The 25735-nt window shown below is 72.7% G+C and carries 25 protein-coding genes and 1 tRNA gene; 12 read left to right on the top strand and 14 right to left on the bottom strand.

Translation table 11 applies throughout. The annotated features are described in order from the left end of the window. Window positions 1-23: 23 nt before the first annotated feature. The 6 genes from OIE12_RS06755 to OIE12_RS06730 all read right to left on the bottom strand — a co-directional run bounded on the left by OIE12_RS06755 (window position 24) and on the right by OIE12_RS06730 (window position 4941). A complete protein-coding gene (locus OIE12_RS06755) occupies window positions 24-1238 on the bottom strand; it encodes an acyl-CoA dehydrogenase family protein (protein WP_329132740.1) in 1215 nt (404 codons plus the stop codon). A gap of 6 nt (window positions 1239-1244) precedes the next feature. Next, window positions 1245-2288: a phosphotransferase family protein gene (locus OIE12_RS06750; protein WP_329132738.1), complete on the bottom strand. Its 1044-nt coding sequence runs from the start codon at window positions 2286-2288 to the stop codon at window positions 1245-1247. Between the two features lie 173 nt (window positions 2289-2461). Beyond that, entirely contained in the window at window positions 2462-2836 is a 375-nt protein-coding gene (locus OIE12_RS06745) for a DUF202 domain-containing protein (protein WP_329132736.1), read from the bottom strand. Further along, entirely contained in the window at window positions 2833-3225 is a 393-nt protein-coding gene (locus OIE12_RS06740) for a YidH family protein (RefSeq protein ID WP_329132734.1), read from the bottom strand. The genes OIE12_RS06745 and OIE12_RS06740 overlap by 4 nt, the downstream gene beginning before the upstream one ends. After that, window positions 3222-3773, bottom strand: a complete 552-nt coding sequence (locus tag OIE12_RS06735; protein WP_329132732.1) for an NUDIX hydrolase — start codon at window positions 3771-3773, stop codon at window positions 3222-3224. The genes OIE12_RS06740 and OIE12_RS06735 overlap by 4 nt, the downstream gene beginning before the upstream one ends. Window positions 3774-4020: 247 nt before the next feature. After that, window positions 4021-4941 (bottom strand): DMT family transporter, encoded by a 921-nt coding sequence (locus tag OIE12_RS06730; RefSeq protein ID WP_329132730.1) that lies wholly within the window; start codon window positions 4939-4941, stop codon window positions 4021-4023. Between the two features lie 259 nt (window positions 4942-5200). Here OIE12_RS06730 and OIE12_RS06725 point away from each other — a divergent pair, with 259 nt between their 5' ends. From OIE12_RS06725 to OIE12_RS06705, 5 genes are all read left to right on the top strand, one after another. Next, entirely contained in the window at window positions 5201-6856 is a 1656-nt protein-coding gene (locus OIE12_RS06725; RefSeq protein ID WP_329132728.1) for an FAD-binding dehydrogenase, read from the top strand. 278 nt (window positions 6857-7134) lie between these two features. Then, window positions 7135-8088, top strand: coding sequence for a hypothetical protein (locus OIE12_RS06720; RefSeq protein WP_329132726.1), 954 nt, complete (start codon window positions 7135-7137; stop codon window positions 8086-8088). 84 nt (window positions 8089-8172) lie between these two features. After that, window positions 8173-9807, top strand: coding sequence for an APC family permease (locus tag OIE12_RS06715; RefSeq protein WP_329132724.1), 1635 nt, complete (start codon window positions 8173-8175; stop codon window positions 9805-9807). Between the two features lie 67 nt (window positions 9808-9874). Further along, a complete protein-coding gene (locus OIE12_RS06710) occupies window positions 9875-10636 on the top strand; it encodes a molybdopterin-dependent oxidoreductase (RefSeq protein ID WP_329132722.1) in 762 nt (253 codons plus the stop codon). Beyond that, window positions 10620-11240: a cytochrome b/b6 domain-containing protein gene (locus OIE12_RS06705; protein ID WP_329132720.1), complete on the top strand. Its 621-nt coding sequence runs from the start codon at window positions 10620-10622 to the stop codon at window positions 11238-11240. Before OIE12_RS06710 ends, OIE12_RS06705 begins: the two co-directional genes overlap by 17 nt. 235 nt (window positions 11241-11475) lie before the next feature. Here OIE12_RS06705 and OIE12_RS06700 read toward each other — a convergent pair whose 3' ends face one another. Beyond that, window positions 11476-12873, bottom strand: a complete 1398-nt coding sequence (locus tag OIE12_RS06700) for a GntP family permease (RefSeq protein ID WP_329132718.1) — start codon at window positions 12871-12873, stop codon at window positions 11476-11478. Between the two features lie 145 nt (window positions 12874-13018). Then, window positions 13019-13537 carry a gluconokinase gene (locus OIE12_RS06695; protein ID WP_329132716.1) on the bottom strand — a complete coding sequence of 173 codons (519 nt, stop codon included), beginning with the start codon at window positions 13535-13537 and terminating at the stop codon, window positions 13019-13021. A 130-nt stretch (window positions 13538-13667) separates the two neighbouring features. Between OIE12_RS06695 and OIE12_RS06690 the strand changes: the two genes are divergently transcribed. Continuing rightward, window positions 13668-14369 carry a FadR/GntR family transcriptional regulator gene (locus tag OIE12_RS06690; protein ID WP_329132714.1) on the top strand — a complete coding sequence of 234 codons (702 nt, stop codon included), beginning with the start codon at window positions 13668-13670 and terminating at the stop codon, window positions 14367-14369. A 48-nt stretch (window positions 14370-14417) separates the two neighbouring features. On the opposite strand, the gene OIE12_RS06685 is transcribed toward OIE12_RS06690, so the two are convergent. Both OIE12_RS06685 and OIE12_RS06680 read right to left on the bottom strand, forming a co-directional pair. Beyond that, window positions 14418-14801, bottom strand: coding sequence for a YchJ family protein (locus tag OIE12_RS06685; protein WP_329132712.1), 384 nt, complete (start codon window positions 14799-14801; stop codon window positions 14418-14420). A gap of 83 nt (window positions 14802-14884) precedes the next feature. Further along, window positions 14885-14972 (bottom strand) — tRNA-Leu (locus OIE12_RS06680). Between the two features lie 270 nt (window positions 14973-15242). On the opposite strand from OIE12_RS06680, the gene OIE12_RS06675 reads away from it, so the two are divergent. The 3 genes from OIE12_RS06675 to OIE12_RS06665 all read left to right on the top strand — a co-directional run bounded on the left by OIE12_RS06675 (window position 15243) and on the right by OIE12_RS06665 (window position 17958). Further along, window positions 15243-16568 carry a M20/M25/M40 family metallo-hydrolase gene (locus OIE12_RS06675; protein ID WP_329132710.1) on the top strand — a complete coding sequence of 442 codons (1326 nt, stop codon included), beginning with the start codon at window positions 15243-15245 and terminating at the stop codon, window positions 16566-16568. Window positions 16569-16741: 173 nt separating this feature from the next. Then, entirely contained in the window at window positions 16742-16975 is a 234-nt protein-coding gene (chpH, locus tag OIE12_RS06670; protein ID WP_030381513.1) for a chaplin ChpH, read from the top strand. A 128-nt stretch (window positions 16976-17103) separates the two neighbouring features. Beyond that, complete coding sequence (locus OIE12_RS06665; RefSeq protein ID WP_329132707.1) at window positions 17104-17958, top strand: chaplin; 855 nt, start codon at window positions 17104-17106, stop codon at window positions 17956-17958. 103 nt (window positions 17959-18061) lie between these two features. On the opposite strand, the gene OIE12_RS06660 is transcribed toward OIE12_RS06665, so the two are convergent. Continuing rightward, complete coding sequence (locus OIE12_RS06660) at window positions 18062-18250, bottom strand: DUF5703 family protein (RefSeq protein ID WP_030381515.1); 189 nt, start codon at window positions 18248-18250, stop codon at window positions 18062-18064. A gap of 47 nt (window positions 18251-18297) precedes the next feature. Between OIE12_RS06660 and OIE12_RS06655 the strand changes: the two genes are divergently transcribed. Further along, window positions 18298-18939, top strand: a complete 642-nt coding sequence (locus OIE12_RS06655) for a hypothetical protein (protein ID WP_329132705.1) — start codon at window positions 18298-18300, stop codon at window positions 18937-18939. A 338-nt stretch (window positions 18940-19277) separates the two neighbouring features. Here OIE12_RS06655 and OIE12_RS06650 read toward each other — a convergent pair whose 3' ends face one another. Next, a complete protein-coding gene (locus OIE12_RS06650; protein WP_329132703.1) occupies window positions 19278-21485 on the bottom strand; it encodes a helix-hairpin-helix domain-containing protein in 2208 nt (735 codons plus the stop codon). Beyond that, complete coding sequence (locus tag OIE12_RS06645) at window positions 21482-22465, bottom strand: aldo/keto reductase (RefSeq protein WP_329132701.1); 984 nt, start codon at window positions 22463-22465, stop codon at window positions 21482-21484. Before OIE12_RS06645 ends, OIE12_RS06650 begins: the two co-directional genes overlap by 4 nt. A 115-nt stretch (window positions 22466-22580) precedes the next feature. Here OIE12_RS06645 and OIE12_RS06640 point away from each other — a divergent pair, with 115 nt between their 5' ends. Together OIE12_RS06640 and OIE12_RS06635 are read left to right on the top strand one after the other, a co-directional pair. Further along, window positions 22581-23639: an LLM class F420-dependent oxidoreductase gene (locus tag OIE12_RS06640; protein ID WP_329132699.1), complete on the top strand. Its 1059-nt coding sequence runs from the start codon at window positions 22581-22583 to the stop codon at window positions 23637-23639. Between the two features lie 335 nt (window positions 23640-23974). Then, a complete protein-coding gene (locus OIE12_RS06635) occupies window positions 23975-24757 on the top strand; it encodes a ferritin-like domain-containing protein (protein ID WP_329132697.1) in 783 nt (260 codons plus the stop codon). Here OIE12_RS06635 and corA read toward each other — a convergent pair. Further along, the gene (gene corA, locus OIE12_RS06630) at window positions 24735-25730 is read right to left on the bottom strand and encodes a magnesium/cobalt transporter CorA (RefSeq protein ID WP_329132695.1); all 996 of its coding nucleotides are present in this window, start codon (window positions 25728-25730) and stop codon (window positions 24735-24737) included. The two genes, OIE12_RS06635 and corA, sit on opposite strands and share 23 nt — an antisense overlap. Window positions 25731-25735 lie beyond the last annotated feature (5 nt).

The following is a 25735-nucleotide window of genomic DNA, read 5'->3' as shown; positions in this document are numbered from 1 at the left end:
CGTAGAGGCGCGACAGGCCGTCCCTACCTGTACCGCTTCAACTCCCGTCGTGCCAGCGAGCGTTGGTGGACCTCGTCGGGGCCGTCGGCCAGCATCAGGGTGCGGGCGCCCGCGTACAGCTCCGCCAGGGGGAAGTCCTGGCTCACGCCACCCGCCCCGTGCAGCTGAATCGCGCGGTCGAGAATGCCGACCACCGTCCGCGGGGTCGCGATCTTGATCGCCTGGATCTCCGTGTGCGCGCCCCGGTTGCCCACCGTGTCCATCATCCAGGCCGTCTTCAGCACCAACAGCCGCAGCTGCTCGACGGCGACCCGCGCGTCCGCGATCCAGTTGTGGACGACCCCCTGCTGCGCCAGCGCCTTGCCGAACGCCGTCCGCGACACCGCCCGCCGGCACATCAGCTCGATCGCCCGCTCGGCCATGCCGATCAGCCGCATGCAGTGGTGGATACGGCCCGGGCCGAGCCGCGCCTGTGCGATGGCGAAGCCGCCGCCCTCCTCGCCGACCAGGTTCGACACCGGCACGCGCACCCGGTCGAAGACGACCTCCGCGTGCCCACCGTGGTAGTGGTCCTCGTATCCGAAGACCCGCATCGCCCGCTTCACCGTCACCCCGGGCGTGTCCCGCGGCACGAGCACCATGGACTGCTGCCGGCGCACGTCGTCACCGTCCGGGTCCGTCTTGCCCATCACGATGAAGATCTTGCAGTCGGGGTTCATCGCCCCGGAGATGTACCACTTGCGCCCGGTGATGACGTAGTGGTCGCCGTCGCGCTCGATCCGCGTCTCGATGTTCGTGGCGTCCGACGACGCCACCTCCGGTTCGGTCATCGCGAACGCCGAGCGGATCTCACCGGACAGCAGCGGCTCCAGCCACTGCTTCCGCTGCCGCTCGTCGCCGAACTGGGCCAGCACCTCCATGTTGCCGGTGTCCGGCGCCGCGCAGTTCAGCGCGGTCGGCGCGAGCTGCGGGGAACGGCCGGTGATCTCGGCGAGCGGCGCGTACTGGAGGTTGGTGAGCCCGGCGCCGTACTCGTCGTCGGGCAGGAAGAGGTTCCACAGGCCCTGCCTGCGGGCCTCGGCCTTGAGCTCCTCCACCACCGCCGGGGTCTCCCACGGCGAGGCGAGCCGCGCCCGCTGCTCCTCGGCGACCGCCTCGGCGGGGTACACGTGCTCGTCCATGAAGGCCAGCAGCTGTGCGCGCAGCTCCTCGGTGCGCGCGTCGAACGCGAAGTCCATGACGGATCAGCCCTCCTCGGAGCCGTGCTTCAGGGTGGTCAGGCCGTGCTCGATGAAGACCGGGACGAGATCGCCGATCCGGTCGAAGCCGGCGCCGACCGTCCGGCCGAGCGTGTACCGGTAGTGGATGCCCTCCAGGATCACGGCGAGCTTGAACCAGGCGAACGCCGTGTACCAGGAGACGGCCAGGACGTCGCGCCCCGAGCGCGCGGCGTACCGCTCGACCAGCTCCGCCGGGGACGGGTGCCCCGGGGCCGTGGCCGTGGTGGAGACGGGGGAGTCGGGCAGCCCGAGCGGCACGCTGTACATCGTCAGCAGGCCCAGGTCGGTGAGCGGGTCGCCGAGCGTGGACATCTCCCAGTCCAGGATGGCGGTGATCCGGTCGTCGTCGCCGAGCAGGACGTTGTCCAGCCGGTAGTCGCCGTGCACGACGGCGGGCGCGGGGGAGCGCGGCAGCCGGCGGCCGAGCGCGGCGTGCAGCTCGTCGATGCCGGGCAGGTCGCGGTTGCGGGAGGCGTCGAGCTGCTTGCCCCAGCGCCGCAGCTGCCGGTCGAGGAAGCCCTCGGGCCGGCCGAAGTCCGCGAGCCCGACCTCCGCCGGGTCCACGGCGTGCAGCTCGACGAGCGTGTCGACGAGGCCCAGCACCGCGGCCCGGGTCCGCTCCGGACCGAGCGGCGCGAGCTGGTCGGCCGTCCGGTACGGGGTGCCCTCGACGAACTCCATGACGTAGAACGGCGCCCCGGGCGCCGCCTCGTTCTCCGGGTCCTCGCACAGCAGTACGGGGCGTGGCACGGGCACGGCGGTGGGGTGCAGCGCGCTGATCACCCGGTGCTCGCGCCGCATGTCGTGCGCGGTGGCCAGGACATGGCCGAGCGGGGGCCGTCGTACGACCCACCTGGTGGTGCCGTCGGAGACCGCGTACGTCAGGTTCGACCGTCCGCCCTCGATCAGCCGGCCGGTCAGGGGACCGTGCACAAGACCGGGCCGCTCGCGGTCGAGCAGCTCGCGCAGCCGGTCGGGATCGAGACCTGGCGGGTGATCTGGACTCATCGTCGCTCCTACGCCGTTGAACGGTGACCCGCTCATGATGCCGACCGGTCGGTATGTCGTCCAGTGGGCGACACGGGGTGACGGCCAACGTGACGGGAACCACGGTGGCACGGGGGCGCTCCGCAGTGGCACGGGGGTGCCCCCCCGGCGGCTCGGGGGTGCCCCGCCGTCCCTCACACCACCAGGACGGCCGCGCACACGGCGAGGGCCACCGTGGCCAGCGCGGCGAGCGCGGCGTGCCGGGCGGGCATGCGCGGCGGACCGGCGGCCGGGGCCGAGGCGAGGGTGCGGATGCGGACGTGCGCCAGGGCGAGGAAGGCCAGCCACAGCGCGCCGCAGGCCAGGCAGACGGCGTAGCCGGCCGCGGAACCGCCGTGCAGCGCGGTCTTCACGGCGAGCACGGCGGCGACGGTGCACGACAGGGTCGTACGCCGCCAGGCGAGCCGGGTGCGCTCGGGCTGAAGGCCGGGGTCGCGGACGGGGCCGGGGGTACGTGGGGGTTCCGGCTCGGGGCCGGGGTCCGGCCGTGGTGCCGGGCGGCCGGTCATCCTTCCCAGCCGAGCAGCACGACGACGACCATCGCGACGGCGACGACGCCGATCGCGATGCCGAGCAGCGCGGGGAAGCGCGAGACCGGCAGGTCCTCGCCCCGCCGCATCGCCCGCTCGCACCGCACCCAGTGGTTGACGGCCCGCAGCGCGCACAGCACACCGGCGGCGAGCAGGGCGAGCGCCAGCCCGATGCGCCAGGCCCGGCCCAGGTCCGGCAGGAACTGGTCCACGGCGAAGCCCCCGCCGATCAGGGCGAGGGCGGTCCGCAGCCAGGCGAGAAAGGTCCGCTCGTTGGCCAACGAGAACCGGTAGTCGGGCGTGTTCCCTTCCCCCCGCACCTCCTCCGGCACGAACCACGACCGGACGTTCCGCACGAGATCACTCACGTACGGGACCCTATCCGCCACTCCCGCAGCCGCTCGTACGCCGCCAGTCCGTCCGGCACCCACTCCCACTCCCCGAGCCGCGCCTCCACCTCGCCCTCGGTGAGGAACCCGTGCCACGCGACCTCCTCCACCTGCGGCCGCACCGGCAGCACGCACCGCACCTCGTACACCGCCGACCACCAGCCGTGCCCCGTCGCCGGGTCCTCGTACAGGAACCGGAACAACGGCTCGGGGCGCGGCAGCCCCGAGACGCCGAGTTCCTCCTCCGCCTCGCGCAGCGCCGCGTCGTCGTACGACTCGCCGGTGCCGACGACACCGCCGACGAACATGTCGTAGAGGGAGGGGAAGACGAGCTTGGTGGGGGTGCGGCGGTGCACGAAGACGCGGTCCGTGGCGTCACGGGCCTGGATGAAGACGCAGCGGTGGCGGAGGCCGCGGGCGTAGACCTCGCCGCGGGGGGCCTGTCCGACGACGCGGTCGTCGACGTCCACGACGTCGAGGATCTCGTCGGCGGGGTCGGGGGCGGGGGTTTCGTGCGAGGCAGTCATGGTCCCCATCCAACATGTTCTCGCCCCCGCCGCCCCTACCCTTCCCGTCCCTTCAAGGGGCTCCGCCCCTTGGACCCCGGGGGGTGCGTTGTCGGCTGACGGCCGGTGGGGCTTCTCGCGCAGTTCCCCGCGCCCCTGAAAGACGGGGGGCGCCCCCTGCTTTCAAGGGGCGCGGGGAACTGCGCGACCAGCCACGATCTGCCAGCACTCGCCGGAACAACCCGTACCCCCGAGCCCCAAGGCGCCCTCAATACGCTTGCAGATCACGGTCCCGCTTCGCCGCGCGGCTCGTCGCGTCGCCTCCGCACGGCATCGCCGGATGCGCACCCAGCAGCACGATGCCGACCACGATCGCCGCCAGCCCCGTCGCCTCCCAGGTCAGCGCGCCGACATCCGTGCGCAGCCGGTCACCGAGGAACCCCACCCCGCACGTGATGCCCGCCAACGGCTCCGCCGCCGTCAGCGCGGGGAGCGACATCCGCAGGGACGCCGTCTCGAACGCGCTCTGCACCAGCAGCAGCCCCGTCGCCCCGCACACCACCACCCCGTACGGCTCCCAGCCGGTGAACAGTTCCGTGAAGCCGCCGTGGGTGAACCGCTGCCCGCTCACCCGGGTGAGCGCGTCCTGCATGCCGTACAGCAGCCCCGCCGCGAGCGCCAGCAGCACCGGCGCCGCGCTCATCCGGGAACGTTTCGCCGCCGTCGTCAGCAGCAGCGCGAGCCCCGCCATCGAGCCGATGATCGCCCAGTGCCGTACCGGATCGGCGACCGCCTGCCCGCCGCTCGGCCGGCCCGCCACGATGAACGCGGTGACGCCGCCCGCCAGCATCAGCAGCCCCGACCAGCCCTGTCGGCCCAGCGGCCGGCGGGCCCCCGCGCCGCGCGGCCAGTGCCGGGACAGCACCAGCGCGAACAGCAGGTTCGTGGCGAGCAGCGGCTCGACCAGGGACACCTCGCCCTGGGACAGCGCGACCGCGCCCAGCACCATGCCGGCGATCATGCACCCGATCCCGCCCAGCCAGCGCGGCACCCGCATCAGGTCGAGCAGCAGCCGGGGGGAGAGGAAGTCGCTCAGCGGCGCCTGCTGGGCGGCGTTCTGCTGGAGCACGAACCCGACGCCCAGACAGACGGCGGCGCTCACCGAGAGAACCAGAACCAGTACCGACACGCTGTGTACCTCGATAACTCAGCGGGGTCACGGAAGGCGTATCCCGCTGACTGTAGCGGCCCGGGCCGTGCCCCGCCCGTGAGTGCCCCGGGCTGTGACGCGCTCGTCAGTACCCCGGATCCCGCGCCCGACGCCGGAGGCGGGCCGGGCGGACGGTTGACGCGGTCACCCGTGTGCCCAAGGATCTGACCAGTCGGTAACAAGGGCCGGCGGTGCGGCACGACGGTGCGGTACGACGACGGGGCGAGAGGACGCGCGCATGGCCTACGACGCTGACGTGATCGTGATCGGGGCGGGCCTCGCAGGTCTCGCGGCGACGGCGGAACTGGTGGACGCCGGCCGCAAGGTGCTCCTCCTCGACCAGGAGCCCGAGCAGTCCATGGGCGGCCAGGCGTTCTGGTCGTTCGGCGGACTGTTCCTCGTCGACTCGCCCGAGCAGCGCCGTATGCGGATCAAGGACAGTCACGCGCTCGCCCTCCAGGACTGGATGGGCACGGCCGCGTTCGACCGTCCGGAGGACCACTGGCCGCGCCGCTGGGCCGAGGCGTACGTCGACTTCGCGGCCGGGGAGAAGCGCTCCTGGCTGTACCGGCAGGGCGTGCGGTTCTTCCCCCTCGTGAACTGGGCCGAGCGCGGCGGCTACGGCGCCATCGGGCACGGCAACTCCGTGCCGCGCTTCCACATCACGTGGGGGACCGGGCCCGGGGTGGTCGCACCGTTCGAGCGCCGGGTACGGGAGGGTGTCGCGCGCGGGCTCGTGCGGCTGGCGTTCCGGCACCGGGTCACCGGGCTGTCCCGTTCCGGCGGCGCCCTCGACACCGTCTCCGGCGAGGTGCTGGAGCCCTCGGACGTCGAGCGCGGGCGCGCCACCAGCCGTACCGTCACCGGCGCCTTCGAGTACCGGGCCCAGGCGGTGATCGTCACCTCCGGCGGCATCGGCGGCAACTTCGACCTGGTCCGCGCCCACTGGCCGAAGCGGCTCGGCACCCCGCCCGAGCACATGATCTCCGGCGTCCCCGCGCACGTCGACGGCAGGATGCTCGGCATCGCCGAGACGGTCGGCGCGCACGTGATCAACCGCGACCGGATGTGGCACTACACCGAGGGCGTCCAGAACTGGGACCCCATCTGGGACAAGCACGGCATCCGCATCCTGCCCGGCCCCTCCTCGCTCTGGCTCGACGCGCGCGGCCGGCGGCTGCCCGTGCCGCTCTTCCCCGGCTTCGACACCCTCGGCACGCTCGAACACATCATGCGCACCGGGTACGACTACACGTGGTTCGTCCTCGACCGGAAGATCATCGGCAAGGAGTTCGCGCTCTCCGGCTCCGAGCAGAACCCGGACCTGACGGGGAAGTCTGTGCGCGACGTGCTCGGGCGGGCGCGCACGGACGTGCCGGGGCCGGTGCGGGCCTTCATGGACCACGGCGCCGACTTCGTCGTCGAGAAGGACCTCGGCGCGCTGGTGCGCCGCATGAACGCGCTCACCGAGGAGCCGCTGATCGACGAGGCGGAACTGCGCCGCGAGATCGTCGCGCGCGACCGCGAGGTGGCCAACCCGTACACCAAGGACCTCCAGGTCACCGCGATTCGCGGGGCCCGCCGATTCCTCGGCGACCGGCTGATCCGCACGGCGCCGCCGCACCGCATCCTCGACCCCGCGGCGGGGCCGCTGATCGCGGTCAAGCTGCACATCCTCACCCGCAAGACCCTCGGCGGCCTGGAGACCGACCTCTCCTCGCGCGTCCTGACCGACAGCGGTGAGCCCTTGCCCGGCCTCTACGCCGCGGGCGAGGCCGCCGGGTTCGGCGGCGGCGGCGTCCACGGCTACCGGGCCCTGGAGGGCACGTTCCTCGGCGGCTGCCTCTTCTCCGGCCGCACAGCCGGCCGCGCGGCAGCCCGCACGGTGGCATAAGGGGCGCGGGGAACTGCGCGACAAGCCACAACGCACCCGCACCCGCACCCGCACCCGCCAACGAACCCACCCCCCCGGGGTCCAAGGGGCGGAGCCCTTTGAGGGGACGGGAAGGGTAGGGGCGGCGGGGCGAAAAACCCCAACTCCAGCCACCCCCACCCCCGTTGACGCGAGTAACGCACCCCCCACCCTTGACGCCGACCACACCCGCCCGCTTGGCTGTCAGTGATCACCCACTGACAGCCCGCACCCACCCGCACCCGTGAGGAACCCCCGCGGTGCCCCCACCTCCACCCCCACCCCCCTTCGGCCACCCCCGAAAACGCCCCCACCCCTACGACCCCGCCCTCGACGACACCCCCCTCGTCGCCACCCGCACCGCCCTCACCCAGGGCCGCTGGTCCGCCGCCCGCGCCCTCCTCGCCACCACCGGCGACGACTGGGACCGCCGGTCCCACCGCGTCACCGTCCTGGCCCAGGCCCGCGCGGCCGTCCACTGGGCCCGCGACTGGCAGGTCGCCGACCCCGAGTCACCCGCCGCCGCCCTCCTCCTCGCCCTCGCCCTCGTCCACCGCGCCCTCACCGGCAAGGAACACCCCGAGACCGCCCGCGAGGCCTGCCGCTCCGTCGCCGCCGCCGTCCCCGACGACCCCACCCCCTGGTTCGGACTGCTCCTCCTGGAGCGCACCCTCGGCACCGAGGAGGACGTCGTCCGCCTCTTCGACGAGGTCCGGCTGCGCCACCGCGACCACCACCACGCCCACCACCTGATGGTCGCCCGCCTCGCCGAACGCCGCGCCGAGGCCGGCCAGGACCCGCTGCACGAGGTGTACGACTTCGCCAACTGGGCCGCCGAACAGGCCCCCGCCGACTCCCCGTTGGCCATCCTCCCGGTCGTCGCGCACGCCGAGCGGTACCGCGTGCTGGCCGCCGCGGGACAGGAACCCGCCGACCCCGTCGCCTCCGGGCACTGGGTCGGCCGCCGGGCCCGCCAGGTGATGAAGGCCGCGTTCGACTGGTGGCTGGAGTGGGAGCGCGACGACCACCCGCGCCGCCTCGTCGACCTCAACTTCCTCGCCCACGCCAAGGTCTGCGAGGGACGCGGCGCGGAGGCCGCCGCGCTGTTCCACCGCATCGGCGAACACGCCACGCCCGCCCCCTGGTCGTACCCCGACCGCGACCCGTACCAGGCCTTCCGCACCGCCCGCGACGGCGCACTCGGCGCGGTCTGAAAGATCCCGCACACACGACCACGCACCCGCACAGACCCGCACGGCACGTCCCACGCACCTCGGACCCGAGGAGAGGATCCCGCGATGACGACGGGCAGTTCGAGCACCAGCGAGAGCGGAAGCAGACCGGGCCCCGGACCCCGCCCGCCGGGCAGCACCGACGGCCGGACAGGCACCGGCACCGACGGCCGCACCGGCACCGGCATCAGCACCTTCAAGGGCGAGGCACGCGCACTCCGCGCCGACCGCCTCGGCACGACGGGCCTGCTGCTGTCCGTCCTCGCCGCCACCGCCCCCCTCATGGTGGTCGCCGGCGTCATGCCCACCACGTTCGGCGTGATGGGCATCGAGGGCCAGCCCCTCCTCTTCGTCGCCCTCGGCCTCGTCCTGGCCCTGTTCTCCCTCGGCTACGCCGAGATGAGCCGCCACGTCCACAACGCCGGCGCCTTCTACGCGTACATCTCCCGCGGCCTGGGCGGCACGGCAGGCGCCGCCGCGGCCCTCGTCGCCCTCGTCGCGTACAGCGCGCTGCAGGTCGGGATCTACGGCATCTTCGGCTACGAGGTGTCCGGCCTGTTCGCCACCTACCTCGACACCGACCTCGTCTGGTGGATCCCCTCGCTGGCCGCCGTTCTCCTCGTCGGCGCGCTCGGCTGGCTGAAGATCGACCTCAACGCGCGGGTGCTCGGCGTCCTGCTGGTCATCGAGGTCGCGCTCGTCGTCATCTTCGACGTGGCCGCCGTGGGCGACCCCGCCAAGGAGGGCCTGTCGCTGCACGCCTTCAACCCCGACACGCTCACCGGCGCGGGCGTCGGCACCGCGCTGTGCTTCTGCGTCGCCGCCTTCCTCGGCTTCGAACAGGCGCCCGTCTACGCCGAGGAGACCAGCCGCCCGCATCTCCTCGTGCCGCGCGTGATGTTCCTGGCCGTCGGCTTCGTCGCCGTCTTCTTCGCGCTCAGCTGCTGGGCGCTCACGGTCGCCGCCGGGCCCTCCGCGATCGTGCCCACCGCACAGAAACAGAGCGCGGGACTGCTGTTCTTCCTCACCGAGGACGTCCTCGGCTCCACCTTCACCGACGTCCTGCACGTCCTGTTCGTCACCGGCATGTTCGCGGCGATGCTCAGCTTCCACAACGTCGTCGCCCGCTACGCCTTCGCCATGGGCCGCGAGGGGCTGCTGCCCGCCGCGTTCGGCCGCACCACCGGTTCCAGCGGCGCGCCCGGCACCGGCTCGCTGCTCCAGACCACGGTGTCGCTGCTGGTCGTGGCGGGCTTCGCGGTCGCCGACGACCATCCGCACGGCGACCCCACCGCGCCCGTGCTGCACCTGTTCACCTGGGGCGGCAGCGTCGGCGCGCTCGGCGTCACGGTGCTGATGGTCGCCGCCTCCCTCTCGGTGATCGTCTTCTTCGCCCGCCGCGGCGCCGCCCGTGCCCAGGCCTGGCGACTGGCGACCTCCGCACTCTCCGGCGCCGCGCTCGCGGTGATCGTCGGCTACACCGTCAAGGACTTCGACGTCCTCGTCGGCTCCGGACCCGGCTCGGCCCTGAGCTGGGCGCTCCCCGCGATCATCGCCGTGGCCGCGCTCGCCGGCGTCGTCCAGGGCCTGCTCATCCGCGCGCGGAACCCCGGGGCCCACGCCCGGATCGGCCTGGGCAACGAGGCGTTCCGCCTGGAGGAGGCGGCGGCGCACACGCCGGACGACGAGGAACCGAAGTAGCTACCGATTTCTTACGGACCCGGGCAAGCACTGGCCCCCGAGGGGTGACCGGTGCTCGAATCAAGGGGTGAGTCCTCTACGTCCCGAACCCTCCGACCCGCCGGAGACCCCGGAATCCGAGGAGGGCGGCGGCACCCCCATCGGGCGGCGCGTGCTGCTCGGCACCCTCGGCCTGGGCGCCCTCGGCGTCGTCGCCGCGCCCCCGCTCCAACGCGGACTGGAAGCCTTCCTCGGGGGCGTCTCCGGCAAGGACCCCACGGGTCTGACCGGTCTCCTCCCCAACGGGGGCGGCTTCCGCTACTACTCGGTGACCTCCTCCGTCCCGCACAAGGACGCCGGCGACTACCGCCTGACCGTCGGCGGCCTGGTCGACCGTCCGACGTCGTACACGCTGCCCGAACTGCGCGCCCTGCCGCAGACCCGGCTCGTGCGGGACGTGCAGTGCGTCACCGGCTGGCGGGTGCCGGACACCCCCTTCGAGGGCGTCCGGCTCTCCGACCTGCTCGACGCCGCGGGCGTGCGCTCCTCCGCCAGGGCGGTCCGCTTCACGTGCTTCGACGGCGCGTACACCGAGAGCCTGACCCTCGACCAGGCCCGCCGCGCCGACGTCCTCGTCGCCCATCGCATGCGCGATGAGCCGATCGGCCACAACCACGGCGGCCCCGTCCGCCTCTACGTCGCCCCCATGTACTTCTACAAGTCCGCCAAGTGGCTCTCCGGGATCGAGGTCACCGACCGGGTGCGCCCCGGTTACTGGGAGGAACGGGGCTACGACGTGGACGGCTGGGTCGGCCGCTCGAACGGACGTGACGATGCCCCCACCACCTGACACGGCGGTCCCCGCCCCGCCGTCGACCCGGGTACGACGCTTCACCCGCGCCGAACGCTGGGTGCACCGGGCGACGGCCGCGCTGATGGGCGTCTGCGTGGCCACGGCCGCCTGCCTCTACCTGCCCGAGTTCGCCGAACTGGTCGGCAGGCGCGAGCTGGTGGTCCGGATCCACGAATGGGCGGGTCTGCTCCTGCCCGTGCCGGTCCTGGCCGGCCTGGCCTCCCGCGCCCTCCGCGCCGACCTCGGCCGCCTCAACCGCTTCGGCCCGCACGACAGAACGTGGCTGCGCGAGGCGATGCGCCGTCGGAAGGGCCCGGCGGGCAAGTTCAACGCCGGCCAGAAGCTCTACGCGTCCTGGCTGGCCGGCGCGACGCTGGTCATGCTCGGCACGGGCCTGCTGATGTGGTTCACCCACCTCACCCCCCTGATGTGGCGCACGTCGGCGACGTTCGTCCACGACTGGCTCGCCCTCACACTCGGCGTGGTGATCGCGGGCCACGTGGGCATGGCCCTGGCCGACCCGGAATCCAGAACGGGCCTGCGCACGGGAACGGTCGACCGCGACTGGGCATCGGAACAGCACGACCTGTGGCGCCCGTAGTCCCCGGGTGCGACTGAGGGGGTTTTCCGCCCCCGCCGCCCCTACCCATTCCCGTCCCTCCGGGGGCAAGCCCCCGGACCCCCAAAAGATCGCGCAGTTCCCCGCGCCCCTGATAGGGGCGCGGGGAACTGCGCAACGGGGTCCAAGGGGCGGAGCCCCTTGAAGGGACGGGAAGGGTAGGGGCGGCGGGGGCGAGAAAACCCACCCGCACCCCCACCCCTCCCCGCACGGCCCCCTAAATCACAAGCGACAGCAACAACACCAACCCACCCGCGACCACGGAGATAATCGTCTCCATCACGGACCAGGTCTTGATGGTCTGCCCCACGCTCAACCCGAAGTACTCCTTCACCAGCCAGAACCCCGCGTCATTGACATGGCTGAAGAACAACGACCCGGCCCCGATCGCCAGCACCAGCAACGCCGCATGCGTCGTCGACATGTCCGCCGCCAGCGGCGCCACCAGCCCCGCCGCCGAAACCGTCGCCACCGTCGCCGACCCCGTCGCCAACCGGATCGCCACCGCGATCAGCCACGCCAGCAACAGCGCCGGAATCGACCAGTCCTTGGAGATCTCCAGGATCATCTGCCCGACACCGCAGTCGATCAGCGTCTGCTTGAAGCCACCGCCCGCACCGACGATCAGCAGGATGCCCGCGATGGGCATGAGCCCCTTCTCGACGGTCTCGGATATCCGGGACCGCGTGAACCCGGCCGGCCGCCCCAGCGTGAAGATCCCGACGATCACCGCCGCGAGCAGCGCGATCAGCGGCGACCCGATGACGTCGAAGACCCGCTGCACCGTGTTGTCGGCGTCGTCGATGACGATGTCCACCAGCGCCTTGGCCAGCATCAGCACCACCGGCAGCAGCACGGTGAACATGGTCGCGCCGAACCCGGGCCGCTTCTCCAGCTCCTCCGAGGCGCGCGGCGGCAGCATCCGCTCCGGCACCGGCACGTCCGCCCAGCGGGCCGCGAACTTCGAGAACACCGGACCCGCGATGATCACCGTCGGGATGGCGACGAGAACACCGAGCGCGAGCGTGACACCGAGGTTGGCCTTGACCGCGTCGATCGCGACCAGCGGCCCGGGGTGCGGCGGCACCAGACCGTGCATCACGGACAGACCGGCCAGCGCCGGGATGCCGATCCGCATCAGCTTGAAGTTGCCGCGCCGGGCGACCATCAGCACCACCGGGATCAGCAGCACGATGCCGACCTCGAAGAAGAGCGGCAGGCCGATCACGGAGGCGATCAGCACCATCGCCCACGGCATGGCCCGCCCGCTCGCCTTGGCGAGGATCGTGTCCACGACCTGGTCCGCGCCGCCGGAGTCGGCGAGCAGCTTGCCGAGGATCGCGCCCAGCGCGATCAGCACGCCGACGCCCGCGACCGTCGAGCCGAGACCGCTGGTGAAGCTGGTGATGACCTTGTCGAGCGGGGCACCGGCGAACGCGCCGAGCGCGAGCGAACCGATCGTCAGGGACAGGAAGGCATGCAGTTTGAACTTGGTGATCAGCAGAACAATGACGGCGATGCCCGCCAGGACGGCGATGCCGAGTTGAGCGTGGCCCGCCGACGTGATCGGTTCGACGGTGTCCGCTGCCAGCATCTCGACTCTGAGACTGGTCACGGTGATCCCTTGCGTTGGGGAGTGGGGAAACAGGGGTGGGGGGTGGAGCCAAAGGGGAGTGGAACCAAAGGAACCAAAGGGGAGTGGAACTGACGAAGGAGGAGTGGGTGACCCCTCGAAAAAGCGCCTTCAGTGCGAAGGCGCCTCAGTGCGAAGGCGCCTCGACCTCGGCCAGCGCGGCCGACGCCCGCTCTGTGATCTCCTCCGGCGTGCCGGCGACGCTCACCGTGACCCCCGCCTCGTCCGCACCCAGCGGCTGGAGGGTGGCGAACTGGGAGTCCAGCAGTGCCGTCGGCATGAAGTGCCCCTGGCGGTGGGACATCCGGTCCTCGATGAGCGCACGGTCGCCCGACAGGTGCACGAACACGACACCCGGCGCGGCGGCCCGAAGCCGGTCGCGGTACGACCGCTTCAGCGCCGAACAGCTCACCACACCGCCCAGCCCCGCCCTGTCGTGCGCCCAGGAACCGATGGCGTCCAGCCACGGCCACCGGTCCGCGTCCTCCAGGGGGACACCCGCCGACATCTTGGCGATGTTGGCCTGGGGATGGAAGTCGTCGCCTTCGGCGTACGGAACGCCGAGCCGGGCCGCGAGCAGGGGACCGATCGTGGTCTTTCCCGTGCCCGCGACGCCCATCACCACGACGACGTGGGGGGTGTGCATCGCTGCCTCGCTGTCTTCGTCGACACCTGATGTCGACGACACTGAAACCCATTAGGTACGACTTTTTCAAGACCCTGTGACAAATAAGTCTGACTTTTGCCTGCTGTGAACATCCCCGTACCCTGTGCCCATGACCACTGGGGGCCGAGGGCTGCACGGACACGTACTCGACACCCTCGGGCCGTCGATCACCGCGGGCGAGTACCCGCCGGGCAGCGTGCTGCGCACGGACGAGCTGGCCCAGCGCTTCGAGGTGTCCCGCTCGGTGATGCGCGAGGCCGTGCGCGTGCTGGAGTCGATGCACCTCGTCGAGTCCCGCCGCCGGGTCGGCGTCACCGTCCGCCCCAAGCACGAGTGGAACGTCTACGACCCCCAGGTCATCCGCTGGCGGCTGGCCGGCGCCGACCGCCCGCACCAGCTGCGCTCGCTCACCGTGCTGCGCTCCGCGATCGAACCGGTCGCCGCGGGCCTCGCCGCCCGCAACGCCACCTCCGAGCAGTGCGCCGAACTCACCGACTGCGCCCTGGGGATGGTCGCCACCTCGCGCGGCCACCAGCTCGAGGGCTACCTCTTCCACGACGTGGCCTTCCACCGCGTCATCCTGACCGCGTCGGGCAACGAGATGTTCGCCCGCCTCGGCGACGTCGTCGCGGAGGTGCTCTCGGGCCGGACCCACCACGACGTGATGTTCGAGGACCCCGACCCGGCAGCCGTCACCCTGCACGTCCGCCTCGCCGAGGCGGTCCGCGCGCGCGACGCCCGGGCGGCCGAGGAACTCACCCGCGAGATCACCGTCGGCGCCCTCCAGGAACTGGACATCCTGGCACCGTAGGGGCGCGGGACCCGGCCGAGGAAGCCCCCGTCGGCCGGCACGTGCCCATCAGTCGAGAAAGTCCCCGTCGACGTACACCCACGCCCCGTCGACCCGTTCGAACCGGCTCCGCTCGTGCAGCGAGCCGCCCCGCCAGGAGGCGCGGAAGGTCACCGTCCCGGTGGTGTGGAAGGCGGAGCCGCCCGTCGTCCCCGTCACCTCCAGGCCGGTCCACCGGGTCCCCGGGTCGAGCTCCAGGCGCGGCGGCCGGGTCCGCGGGTGCCAGGTGCGCAGCAGATACCCCTCGTCGCGCACCACGAAGGCGGAGTAGCGGGAGCGCATCAGCGCCTCGGCGGTCGGCGCCGCGGCCGGCCCGGCGACGTACCGCCCGCAGCACGCCTCGTACGCCTCGCCGCTCCCGCAGGGGCAGTGGCGCCCGGACCGGTCCGTCATCGACAACCTCCTGGGCGAGAGCCTTCCGGAACACGAAGAGGACCCCCGGCGGCCGGAGGCCGACCAGGGGTCCACATGATGCATGGTGTCCGAGGGGGGACTTGAACCCCCACGCCCGATAAAGGGCACTAGCACCTCAAGCTAGCGCGTCTGCCATTCCGCCACCCGGACAAGGTGTCTGTCGCGCGGGTTTCCCCCCGCGGCGACAGAGGAAACATTACCAGGCTTTCCGGGACCCCCGATCACCTCCCGCCCGTACCCCGCGGCCCCCTGTGCGCGGGCCCCCGTCCGCCGTCGCTCCCGGTGAACGGCGTGTGACGGACCGGGCGGGGCCTTGGGGCCCGGGCCGGGTCGGGGGCAGGATGGCAGGGACCACCACCAGGCACCCGGCGGCAGCGACCGGCGGCGGGGGCAGTGGCAGGGACAGCGAGAGGAAGCAGCGTGAGCGACACGGGCACGGCCGGAACCGTCAGGGGCGAGGACGAGGTCGTCGACCTCTGCCGCGACCTGATCCGGATCGACACCAGCAACTACGGCGACCACTCCGGCCCCGGCGAGCGGAAGGCGGCCGAGTACGTCGCCGAGAAGCTCGCCGAGGTCGGGCTCGAGCCGCGGATCATCGAGTCGCACAAGGGCCGCGCCTCGGCCGTGGCCCGCATCCAGGGCGAGGACCCCTCCCGCCCCGCGCTGCTGATCCACGGCCACACCGACGTCGTCCCCGCCAACGCGGCGGACTGGACCCACGACCCGTTCTCCGGCGAGATCGCCGACGGATGCGTGTGGGGCCGGGGCGCGGTCGACATGAAGGACATGGACGCCATGACCCTCGCGGTCGTCCGCGACCGGCTGCGCAGCGGGCGCCGGCCGCCGCGCGACATCGTCCTCGCCTTCCTCGCCGACGAGGAGGCCGGCGGCACCTGGGGTGCCCGGCACCTCGTCGACAACCACCCCGACCTCTTCGAGGGCGTCACCGAGGCGATCGGCGAGGTCGGCGGCTTCTCCTTCTCGGTCAACGAGCAGCTGCGGCTGTATCTGGTGGAGACCGCCGAGAAGGGCATGCACTGGATGAAGCTCACCGTGGACGGCACCGCCGGCCACGGCTCGATGATTCACAAGGACAACGCCATCACCGAGCTGTCCGAGGCGGTCGCCCGGCTCGGCCGGCACGAGTTCCCGGTGCGCGTCACCAAGACCACCCGGCACTTCCTCGACGAACTCGGCGACGCCCTCGGCCTCGAACTCGACCCCGAGGACATGGAGACGACGATCAACCGGCTCGGCGGCATCGCCAAGCTGATCGGCGCCACCCTGCGCAACACCGCCAACCCCACCCAGCTGGGCGCCGGTTACAAGGTCAACGTCATCCCCGGCCAGGCCACCGCGTACGTCGACGGCCGCTTCCTGCCGGGCCACGAGGAGGAGTTCCTCGCCGACCTCGACCGCATCCTCGGCCCGCGCGTGCGGCGCGAGGACGTGCACGCCGACAAGGCCGTGGAGACCACGTTCGACGGCGCGCTGGTCGAGGCGATGCAGACCGCGCTGGTCGCCGAGGACCCGATCGCCCGCGCCGTGCCGTACATGCTCTCCGGCGGCACCGACGCCAAGTCCTTCGACGACCTCGGCATCCGCTGCTTCGGCTTCGCACCGCTGAAGCTGCCGCCGGAGCTGGACTTCGCGGGCATGTTCCACGGCGTCGACGAGCGGGTGCCGGTGGACGCGCTCCAGTTCGGCGTACGCGTGCTCGACCGTTTCCTCGACGCCTCCTGAACTCCCCTTTCGCGCACCGCTCTTCGTCCTGATTCGAGCGTGCGTACGGAGATCACCGGGACGGGTGAATGTGACCATAGGCTCGTAGCCTCATTAGTCCCTCCTCGTTACAGGTGATGCGATCCGAGGTCTGGATCGCTTTTGCCAACGGGTTTGTGAACGAGGAGGAACTAATGATCAAGAAGGTTGTCGCCGCTGCCGTCGCCACGAGCGGCCTGGTTCTCGCGGGTGCCGGCCTGGCCGCCGCCGACTCCGGGGCGCAGGGTGCCGCCGTGCACTCCCCGGGTGTCGCCTCCGGCAACGTCATCCAGGTGCCCGTGCACGTTCCGGTGAACGTCTGCGGCAACACCATCTCCGTGATCGGGCTGCTCAACCCGGCGTTCGGGAACGTCTGCATCAACAAGTGACGTCGCGGCCCCGTCCCACGAGGGTCTGAGTCCACCGGCCCCGGAGCGCGCGCCCCGCGCTCCGGGGCCGGCCGGTTCTCCCGTGCCGCCCGCGGCACCTCTCCGTATCTCGAAGGCAGGAATCAACCATGCGACAGGTCACCCGCAAGGGCCTGATGACCGTGGCCGCGGCGACCGGCGTACTCGCCGTCACCGGTGGCTACGCGCACGCCGACTCGGCGGCGAACGGCACCGCGTCGGACTCTCCCGGCGTGCTGTCGGGCAACTCGGTGCAGGCGCCGGTGCACGTTCCGGTGAACGTCTGCGGCAACACCGTCAACGTCGTCGGACTGCTCAACCCGGCGGCCGGCAACGCCTGCGCCAACAAGGGCGGCGGCAGCCACACGGGCGACCGCCACGGCGGCTACGGGGACGGCCACGGCCGCCACCGCGGTGGCCACGGCGACGACGACCGCTCCGGCGGCCACGGGAAGGGCCGCCACCACGGCGGCTACGGCGACGACGACCGCTCCGGCGGCGACGGCTCGGGCGGTGGCTCGGACGCCCACGGGCACACCGGCGGCTCGCCCGGCGTCGGCTCCGGCAACCACGTCGAGGTGCCCGTCGACGTGCCCGTGAACGTCTGCGGCAACAACATCACCGTCGGCGGCCTCGGCAACCCGGTCACCGGCAACGACTGCGCCAACACCCCCGGCGACGACACCCCGGCCCCTCCGGACCGTCACACCCCGCCCGGTCACTCCACGACCCCCGGCGGCGGCGACGGCTCCACCACGCCCGACACCCCGGCCGCGCCCGGCGGCGGCAGCGCGGTGCAGGCCAACCACCCGGGCGCCCGGTCCGCCCTCACCCAGCCGGTGGCCGACGCGCAGCTCGCCCACACCGGCAGCGAGACCCCGCTCGGTCTGCTGGTCCCGGCGGGCGCGGCCGCGCTGCTGGGCGGGACCCTGCTCTACCGCCGGTCCCGCGCGGGCGCGCGCTGACATCGGCGCGGCACGGACACCGGAGCGGGCCCCGCACCGGCGGCGCCCGCTCCGTCCGTTCCGTCTCCCGCCCGTTCTCCGTACCGAGGTCGTCCGTCCCCGCTCACCACGTGGCCCGCGCCTGGCGGATGATCCGCCGGCGCAACCGCACCCTGCGGCTGCCGTCCCGCATGAGGCTCAGACGGTGCAACTCCCAGTGTCCGTACTCGGCATGGTCCGTCAGCAGACGCGTCGCCTCCTTGCGGGAGACCCCGCGCGGGACGTACACGTCGACAAATTCGTATTCCGGCATCGCATCTATTGTGCGGGCACGGGCCCGGTACGGATAGCGTCTGCACTATGTCTGATGCAGTGCAGCCCACCGCTGCCGAGGTACGCGCCGCCGCCGAGGCGGTCAAGACCGCGCTCGACCGCCACCTGGCCGCGGTCGAACGCAGGTCGGGTGAGGACGACCCGGCCGTCTACGAGGCGTTCAACGAACTGGCCGCCGCGGCCGAGCAGTACGACGAACTGCTCTACGACCGCTACGACGAGGTCACGCCCTTCGAGATCCCCGGCACCGAGGACATGCCGCCGTACACGGGCCCGGAGGAGCCCAGCGCACTGAGCGTGCTGATCCGCCGCGACTACGCCGTGGTCGAACCGCGGCGGCTGCTCGCGCAGGCCCAGCGGATCGAGGCCGCGGAGGAGCCCGCCGAGGAGGTCTCGGGCACGGTCCACGGCGCGCTCGGCGTCCTCTTCGGCGAGTACGAACCGGACGAGATCGCCTCCCGCCACAAGGAGTTCGGCCTGGAGGAGGGCGACTCCACGCTCTGGGTCACCGCCACGGACGACCCGCCCGAGGCCGGCGAATGGCTCGATTCCCCCTTCGACCAACCCGACCCCACCCAGGTCGTCTGCCGCTTCGACATCAGCGCGGTCTTCGACGACGACCCAGAGGAAGACCGGGACGAAGACCCGACCCCGGCCCCCACACCCTGAGCCGCGGGCCCCGGCCCCGCGCCCTGTCTTTCAGAGGTGCGGGGCTGTGTCTTTTGCGCGGCTTTGCCGCGGCTGCGCGACGAGCGCCCTGTCTCCTAGGGGCGCGGGGCTGTGTCTTTTGCGCGGCTTTGCCGCGGCTGCGCGGCCAGCGCCCTGTCTCCTAGGGGCGCGGGGAACTGCGCGATCAGCCACGGCGCACCCGCACCCGCCCACGAACCTGCCCCCCCGAGCTCTACGGCGCCCTTCCCGCCCACCCTCGGGGTCCAAGGGGCGGAGCCCCTTGAAGGGACGGGAAGGGTAGGGGCGGCGGGGGCGAAAACTCCCTCGCCGCACCCCCGTCACCGCACACCCCCCACCCCCAGCAAAACCCCCAACCGCGTCGTACGCGGCTTCACCGCACCCCCCGCCACCACCCGCGGCAACGCCTGCTCCACCCCCTGCACCACCGACAGATGCCGCTCCGCCCGCCCGAACGCCGTATACACCCACGACCGCGACAACGAAGACACCGCATCCCCCGGCAACACCACAACCACCGCCTCCCACCGCGCCCCCACCGCCTGGTGCGCGGTCAACGCCCATCCATGCCGCACCGCCCCCTCCACCCGCTCCCGCGGCACCACCACAGGCGCCCCCGCACACTCCAGCCGCAACCCCTCCGCGTCCGCCCCGACGACACGCCCCGGCACGGCCCGCCCCGCCGCCCCCGCCACGTACACCACCCGGTCCCCGGGGTCGAACCCCCCGAACCGCCCGGGCCCGGGATTGAGCCGCTCCTTCAGCGCCGCGTTCAGCGCCCGCGTCCCCGCCGCCCCACCGTGCCCCGGCGTGACGACCACCGTCTCCTCCGCGGGCACCCCGATCGCCCGCGGTACGGAGTCCGCGACCAACTGCACCGCCCGGTGCACGGCCTCACCCGCGTCCCGCACCGGCACGATCACCACTTCCTTGCCGGGCGCCGCGACCTGGTTGAGCTCCCCGATGCCGATGCCGGAGACCAACTTGCCGAGCGGACCGGGATCCGGCGTCCGCGAGGCGATCTGCGGACAGATCCGCGCCGCCAGCAGATCCGCGAAGACCCGCCCGGGACCCGCCGACCACAGCACCCCGGGGTCACCGGAGAGCACCAGCCGCGCCCCGTCGGGCATCGACTCCACGAGCAGCGCCGCCGTCTCGACGTCGAGCTGCGGCGCGTCCAGCACGACGAGCAGGTCCAGAGCGAACGCCCCCTCCGCATCCCGCCCCGGCCCGCCCTCGGCCCCGGACAGCAGATCCGCCACGGTGACGACACCACCGCCTCCGGCGGGGACGCCACCCCCGGCCACCTGCGCGGCGAGACGCTCGCGCCCGCCCGCACCGTGCGTCGCCCCCCACGCCCGCAGCCCCAGCTCCGCCGCCGCCCGCAGCAGGGCCGCCGGCTCCTGCCGGGCGGCCTCCCCGCCGGTGTGCAGCACCAGCCCGTGCCCGGCGACGGCCCGGATCAGCTCCGCCGCGGACCGCCCGGCGGCCTCGGCCGCCCGCTCCCAGTCCCCGGCGGCCTCGACCGCTCCTTCCCGCTTCGGCACGGAGTTGACGAGCCGGCCGAGCCCGTCGGCGAGGCTCTCCTCGGCCAGCGCGTACCGCTCGAGCCCGACCAGGACCCGTACCGGACGCTCCTCGGCCTGCGCGTCCTCCCCGTCACCGCCGCCACTTCCGTCGCTCCTGGAGCCCCCGCCCTCCGCGGGCTGCGGCGCGGCCCCGCCGGTCTGGTCCAGGGCGTCCTGGAAGACCAGCGCCTCGCCCTCCGCGAGCGTGTCCCGCACCGCCGCGTCCGGGTCCGGCACCGCGTACCGTCCGAGCGCGGTGAGCAGCGCGGGCAGCTCCAGCGCCGTGTGCCCGGCGAGCGCGGCCTGCTCCAGCAGCCACACGGTGACCGCGCGGCCGCGCCGCTCGTCGCCCGGCCCGGCCTCCGCGCCCAGCAGCGCGCGGGCGAACCCGTCGGCCTGCTCCGGGCGCACGCCCGTGACCCGCAGCAGCTGCCAGGGGTCCTCGCGCAGCACACCGTCGGCGCCCGCCCCGAGCCCGGCGGCGGTCCCCGGCGCCAGCGCGGCCGGGGCACCGCCCTCGGCGAGCACCGCCCGGACCGCCGCGACGGCCTCCTCGTCCGGCACCGGCGCCGCGGCCGGGGGAGTCGCCGGCGCCACCGGCTGGGGCGGCCGTACGGGCTCCGGGGCGGCCCTGCGCGGAGCCGGGGGCGGCTCGCTGAACGCACTGGCCACCGGCTTGGCCCCGCTCTCCACCGCCCGCACGGCGGCCAGCAGGTCCGCGGCCGTGCCGCTGAGCTTGGCCCCGCTCTCGACCGGGCCCTGCCTGGCGGCCTTCCGCTGCGCGATCCGCTCCCGCTCCAGCCGTTGCGCCGCCAGCTCCGCCTCGGCCTCGGACAGCTGCGCGGACGCGCCCCCGGAACCGTCGGCCGGCTCGGACTCGGCGGACTCGGCGGACTCGGCGGGCGCGGCCGGCTCCGCCGGCTCCGCGGCCGTCTCCGTGGTCTCGGGGTCCGTGCTCACAGCGTGCTCCAGTCGTGATCGGGATAACGGTGCACCGGGGCCGACACGTCGTCCAGCGCCCGGCAGATCTCGTCAGGAAGACTAAGCGCCTCCACTGACAACGCCGCCGTGAGCTGCTGCGCCGTGCGGGCGCCGACGATCGGGGCGACCACCCCCGGGCGGTCCCGGACCCACGCGAGCGCCACCTGGAGCGGCGTCGCCGACAGGCCGTCCGCCGCCGTCTGCACCGCGTCGACGATGCGGCTCGCCGCGTCGTCCAGGTACGGCGCGACGAAGGGGGCCAGATGCTCCGAGGCGCCCCGCGAGCCGGGCGGGGTGCCGTCCCGGTACTTGCCGGTCAGCACGCCCCGGCCCAGCGGCGAGGACGGCAGCAGCCCCACCCCGAGGTCCAGCGCCGCCGGCAGCACCTCCCGCTCCACCCCGCGTTGCAGCAGCGAGTACTCCATCTGCGTACTGGCGATCCGGGTCCGCCCGCCAGGGGCGGCCAGCTGCCACGTCGCCGCCCTGGCCAGCTGCCAGCCGCAGAAGTTGGACACGCCCGCGTACCGCGCCCGCCCGCTGCTGACCGCCAGGTCCAGCGCCCCGAGCGTCTCCTCCAGCGGCGTGCACGGATCGAAGGCGTGCAGATGCCACACGTCGACGTAGTCCGTGCCCAGGCGGGCGAGCGAGGCGTCCAGGGCGGAGAGCAGATGGCCGCGGGAGCCGTCGAACCGGCGTTCGGGGTCGGGGACGCTGCCGGCCTTCGTGGAGACGACCAGGTCACGCCGGGGCACCAGCCCCTCCATGAGCCGCCCGAGCAGGTACTCCGCCTCGCCGTCGCCGTACACGTCGGCGGTGTCCACGAGGGTGCCGCCCGCCTCCCAGAACACCTTCAACAGGTCCGCGGCGTCGTGCTCGTCGGTGTCGCGCCCCCACGTCAGGGTGCCGAGCCCGATGCGGGACACGCGCAGGCCGGTGCGACCGAGATGCCTCTGCTCCATGAACGCCGACATTACTGGCCAAGGCACGCACGTGGGGGGCCTGTGGACAACCGAAAACGGCGGGTGCGCGCTAGTGTTCCCACAAGGAACGTTACTGATCAGTAAGGGGAATCGTATGCGGCTCGGCATCAACCTCGGTTACTGGGGCGCCGGAATGGACGCGGACAACCTCGCCGTCGCCCAGGAGGCCGACCGGCTCGGCTACGCGGTCTGCTGGGCCGCCGAGGCGTACGGCTCCGACGCGGCCACCGTGCTCACCTGGGTCGCCGCCCAGACCGAACGCATCGACGTCGGCTCGGCCATCTTCCAGATCCCGGCCCGCCAGCCGGCGATGACGGCGATGACCGCCGCCACCCTCGACTCCCTCTCCGGCGGCCGCTTCCGGCTCGGCCTCGGCGTCTCCGGCCCGCAGGTCTCCGAGGGCTGGTACGGCGTCAAGTTCGACAAGCCGCTCGCCCGCACCCGCGAGTACGTCGAGATCGTCCGCAGGGCCATGAGCCGCGAGCGGCTGACGTACGAGGGCGAGCACTGGACGCTGCCGCTGCCCGACGGCCCCGGCAAGCCGATCAAGCTCACCGTGCACCCGGAGCGCACCCACATCCCGCTCTACATCGCCGCCATCGGCCCGAAGAACCTCGAACAGACCGGCGAGATCGCCGACGGCGCGCTGCTCATCTTCGCCGCCGCCGAGCACCTGGAGGAGACCGCGCTCCGCCCCTTGCGGGCCGGCCGGGAGAAGGCCGGGCGGACCCTCGACGGCTTCGACATCTGCCCGACCGTGCCGCTGGCCGTCGGCGACGACAAGGACGTCACCGCGCTCGCCGACACCTTCCGCCCGTACACCGCGCTGTACGTCGGCGGCATGGGCAGCCGCAAGCAGAACTTCTACAACCGGCTCGCCGGCCGCATGGGCTACGAGCGGCAGGCCGCCGAGATCCAGGACACGTACCTGTCCGGCGACAAACAGGGCGCCGCGGCCGCCGTACCGCACGAACTGATCGACCGCACGACGCTCCTCGGCTCCGTCGACCGCATCGCCGACCGCATGAAGGAGTACGCCGGTGCCGGCGTCACCACCCTCACCCTGGCCCCCGCCGGCTTCACCCTGGAAGAACGCCTGACCGCGCTCCGCGCAGGCACGGAGGCCTTGGAACGCGCCGGGCTGGCGGAGTAAGGGGCGCGGGGCTGTGTCGATCTGCGGCTCCGCCGCGCGGGGGCAATCCTTTGGCGGGGTCCGGGGGCGAAGCCCCCAGGGGACGGGAAGGTAAGGGCGGCGGGGGCGACGAACTCCCGGCCTCCGAAGATCATCACGGCCGTGGTGGGGGCTCGGGGATCATCCCCGCCACGGCCGTCACGAAGAACAACGCCCCGACCCCCCACCGGTTACGCGCGATGGCCCCGGCACCTTCCTCCGTTAGGCGGAGCCACCCGACACGTCTGTTGCCCCCGCCGCCGAGCCCACTTTGACTCGGATGCGGCGGCCCGCCGGAAACAGAGAGGTGTGCAGACGTGCTTTCCACAAAAAGTCTCTTCCGGGAGATCGTCGACAACGACGAATCGTTCCGTCTCCTCTGCTCCATCGCCGCCGGCGGCGAGGCCCAGGGCGGCTGGGAGAACGCCCGCATCGCCGCCCTCGTCCCGCCGGCCGAACAGGCCCTCGCCCCCAAGATCGCCCGGCACGGCACCGACGAGGACAAACACGGGCGGATCTTTCAGGCCCTGCTCAAGAAGCGCCATCTGGAACCCGTCGAGGTCCCGGCCGAGACGGACTACACCATGCTCCTCGAACGGCGCGGCATCGGTCTGTCCCACGAAAGACTGAGAGCCGACCGGCCGCTGACCGTGCAGGACATCGTCACCTACCTCGCCCACAGTCGCGTCACCGAACAGCGCGCCTGTGAGCAGATGGAACTGCTGCGCCGGCACTTCGCCGACCACCCCGACCTCGGCCGGGCGGTCCGGATGATCTCCCAGGACGAGGACAACCACCTCGCCTACTGCCACGAGGAACTGCTGCGCCTCGCCCGCGCGGGCCACGAGCGCGCGATCCGGCGCACGCTCCACGAATGCGCCCGCGCGGAGATCCAGGTGCACCGTGACGTCAGTCTCGCGGTCATGCGCCACATGGGCCGCATCCTCGGCTGGTCCCGGGCCAAGGGCGCCGTCCTGGCCGCCGGCATCCACGCCGCGTACGCGTACGAACTGCTGCTCGGCCGGCGGCGCATGGTCGTCCTGCGGATGCCCGAGCGCCGCGACGCGCTGGGCGAACCTACAGCCACCCCCGTCGCTTGAACTGCCGGTACAGCAGCACCTCCAGGACCACCATCACCGCGATCACCGCCGGGTACGACCAGATCCAGTGCAGCTCCGGCATGTGGTCGAAGTTCATGCCGTAGATCCCCGCGATCATCGTGGGGACCGCGGCCATCGCCGCCCAGGCGGAGATCTTCCGCATGTCGTCGTTCTGCCGGACGCTCATCTGCGCCAGGTGCGCCGAGAGGATGTCCGACACCAGCCGGTCCAGGCCCTCCACCGACTCGTTCACGCGCGTGAGGTGGTCGCTGACATCACGGAAGAAGGGGCGCGCGGAGTCGTCCACGAACGGCAGCGCGCCCCCGAACGAACCGGTGTTCGCCAGCCGGGTCAGCGGCAGCGCCAGCGGGTTGGTGGCCCGGCGGAACTCCAGGATCTGCCGCTTGAAGGTGTAGATCCGCGAAGCGGTGTTCCTGGAGCCCCCGCCCTCCGGCGAGAACACCTCCGCCTCCAGCTCCTCCAGGTCGGTCCCCAGTTCCGTCGCCACGTCCAGGTAGTGGTCGACCGAGGCGTCGGCCAGGGCATACAGGACCGCCGTCGGCCCCTTGCCGAGCATCTCCGGCTGCTGCTCCAGCCGCTTGCGCACGACGCCGAGCGGTGCGCCCTCGCCGTGCCGGACCGTCACCACGAAGCCGTCGCCGAGGAAGATCATCACCTCGCCGGTGGAGACGGCGTCGCTCTCCGGCTCGTACACGACCGGCTTGAGCACCATGAACAGCGAGTCGTCGTACACCTCCAGCTTGGGCCGCTGGTGCGCCTTGAGGGCGTCCTCCACGGCCAGCGGGTGCAGCCCGAACTCCTCGGTGACCTTCCCGAACTCCCGTTCCGTCGGTTCGTGCAGCCCGATCCACACGAAGCCGCCCGCGGCGCGCGCGTTCGCGAGCGCGTCCGAGAGGTCCTCCGGCCCCTCGGAGCGGCGCCCGTCGCGGTAGATGGCACAGTCGACGATCACGGAAG

It is taken from the genome of Streptomyces sp. NBC_00670 (assembly GCF_036226765.1).
In the GTDB taxonomy this organism is placed as follows: Bacteria; Actinomycetota; Actinomycetes; order Streptomycetales; family Streptomycetaceae; genus Streptomyces.
The sequence above is the reverse complement of the archived record's forward strand: the minus strand, read 5'-3'. Positions and strand labels throughout refer to the sequence as shown.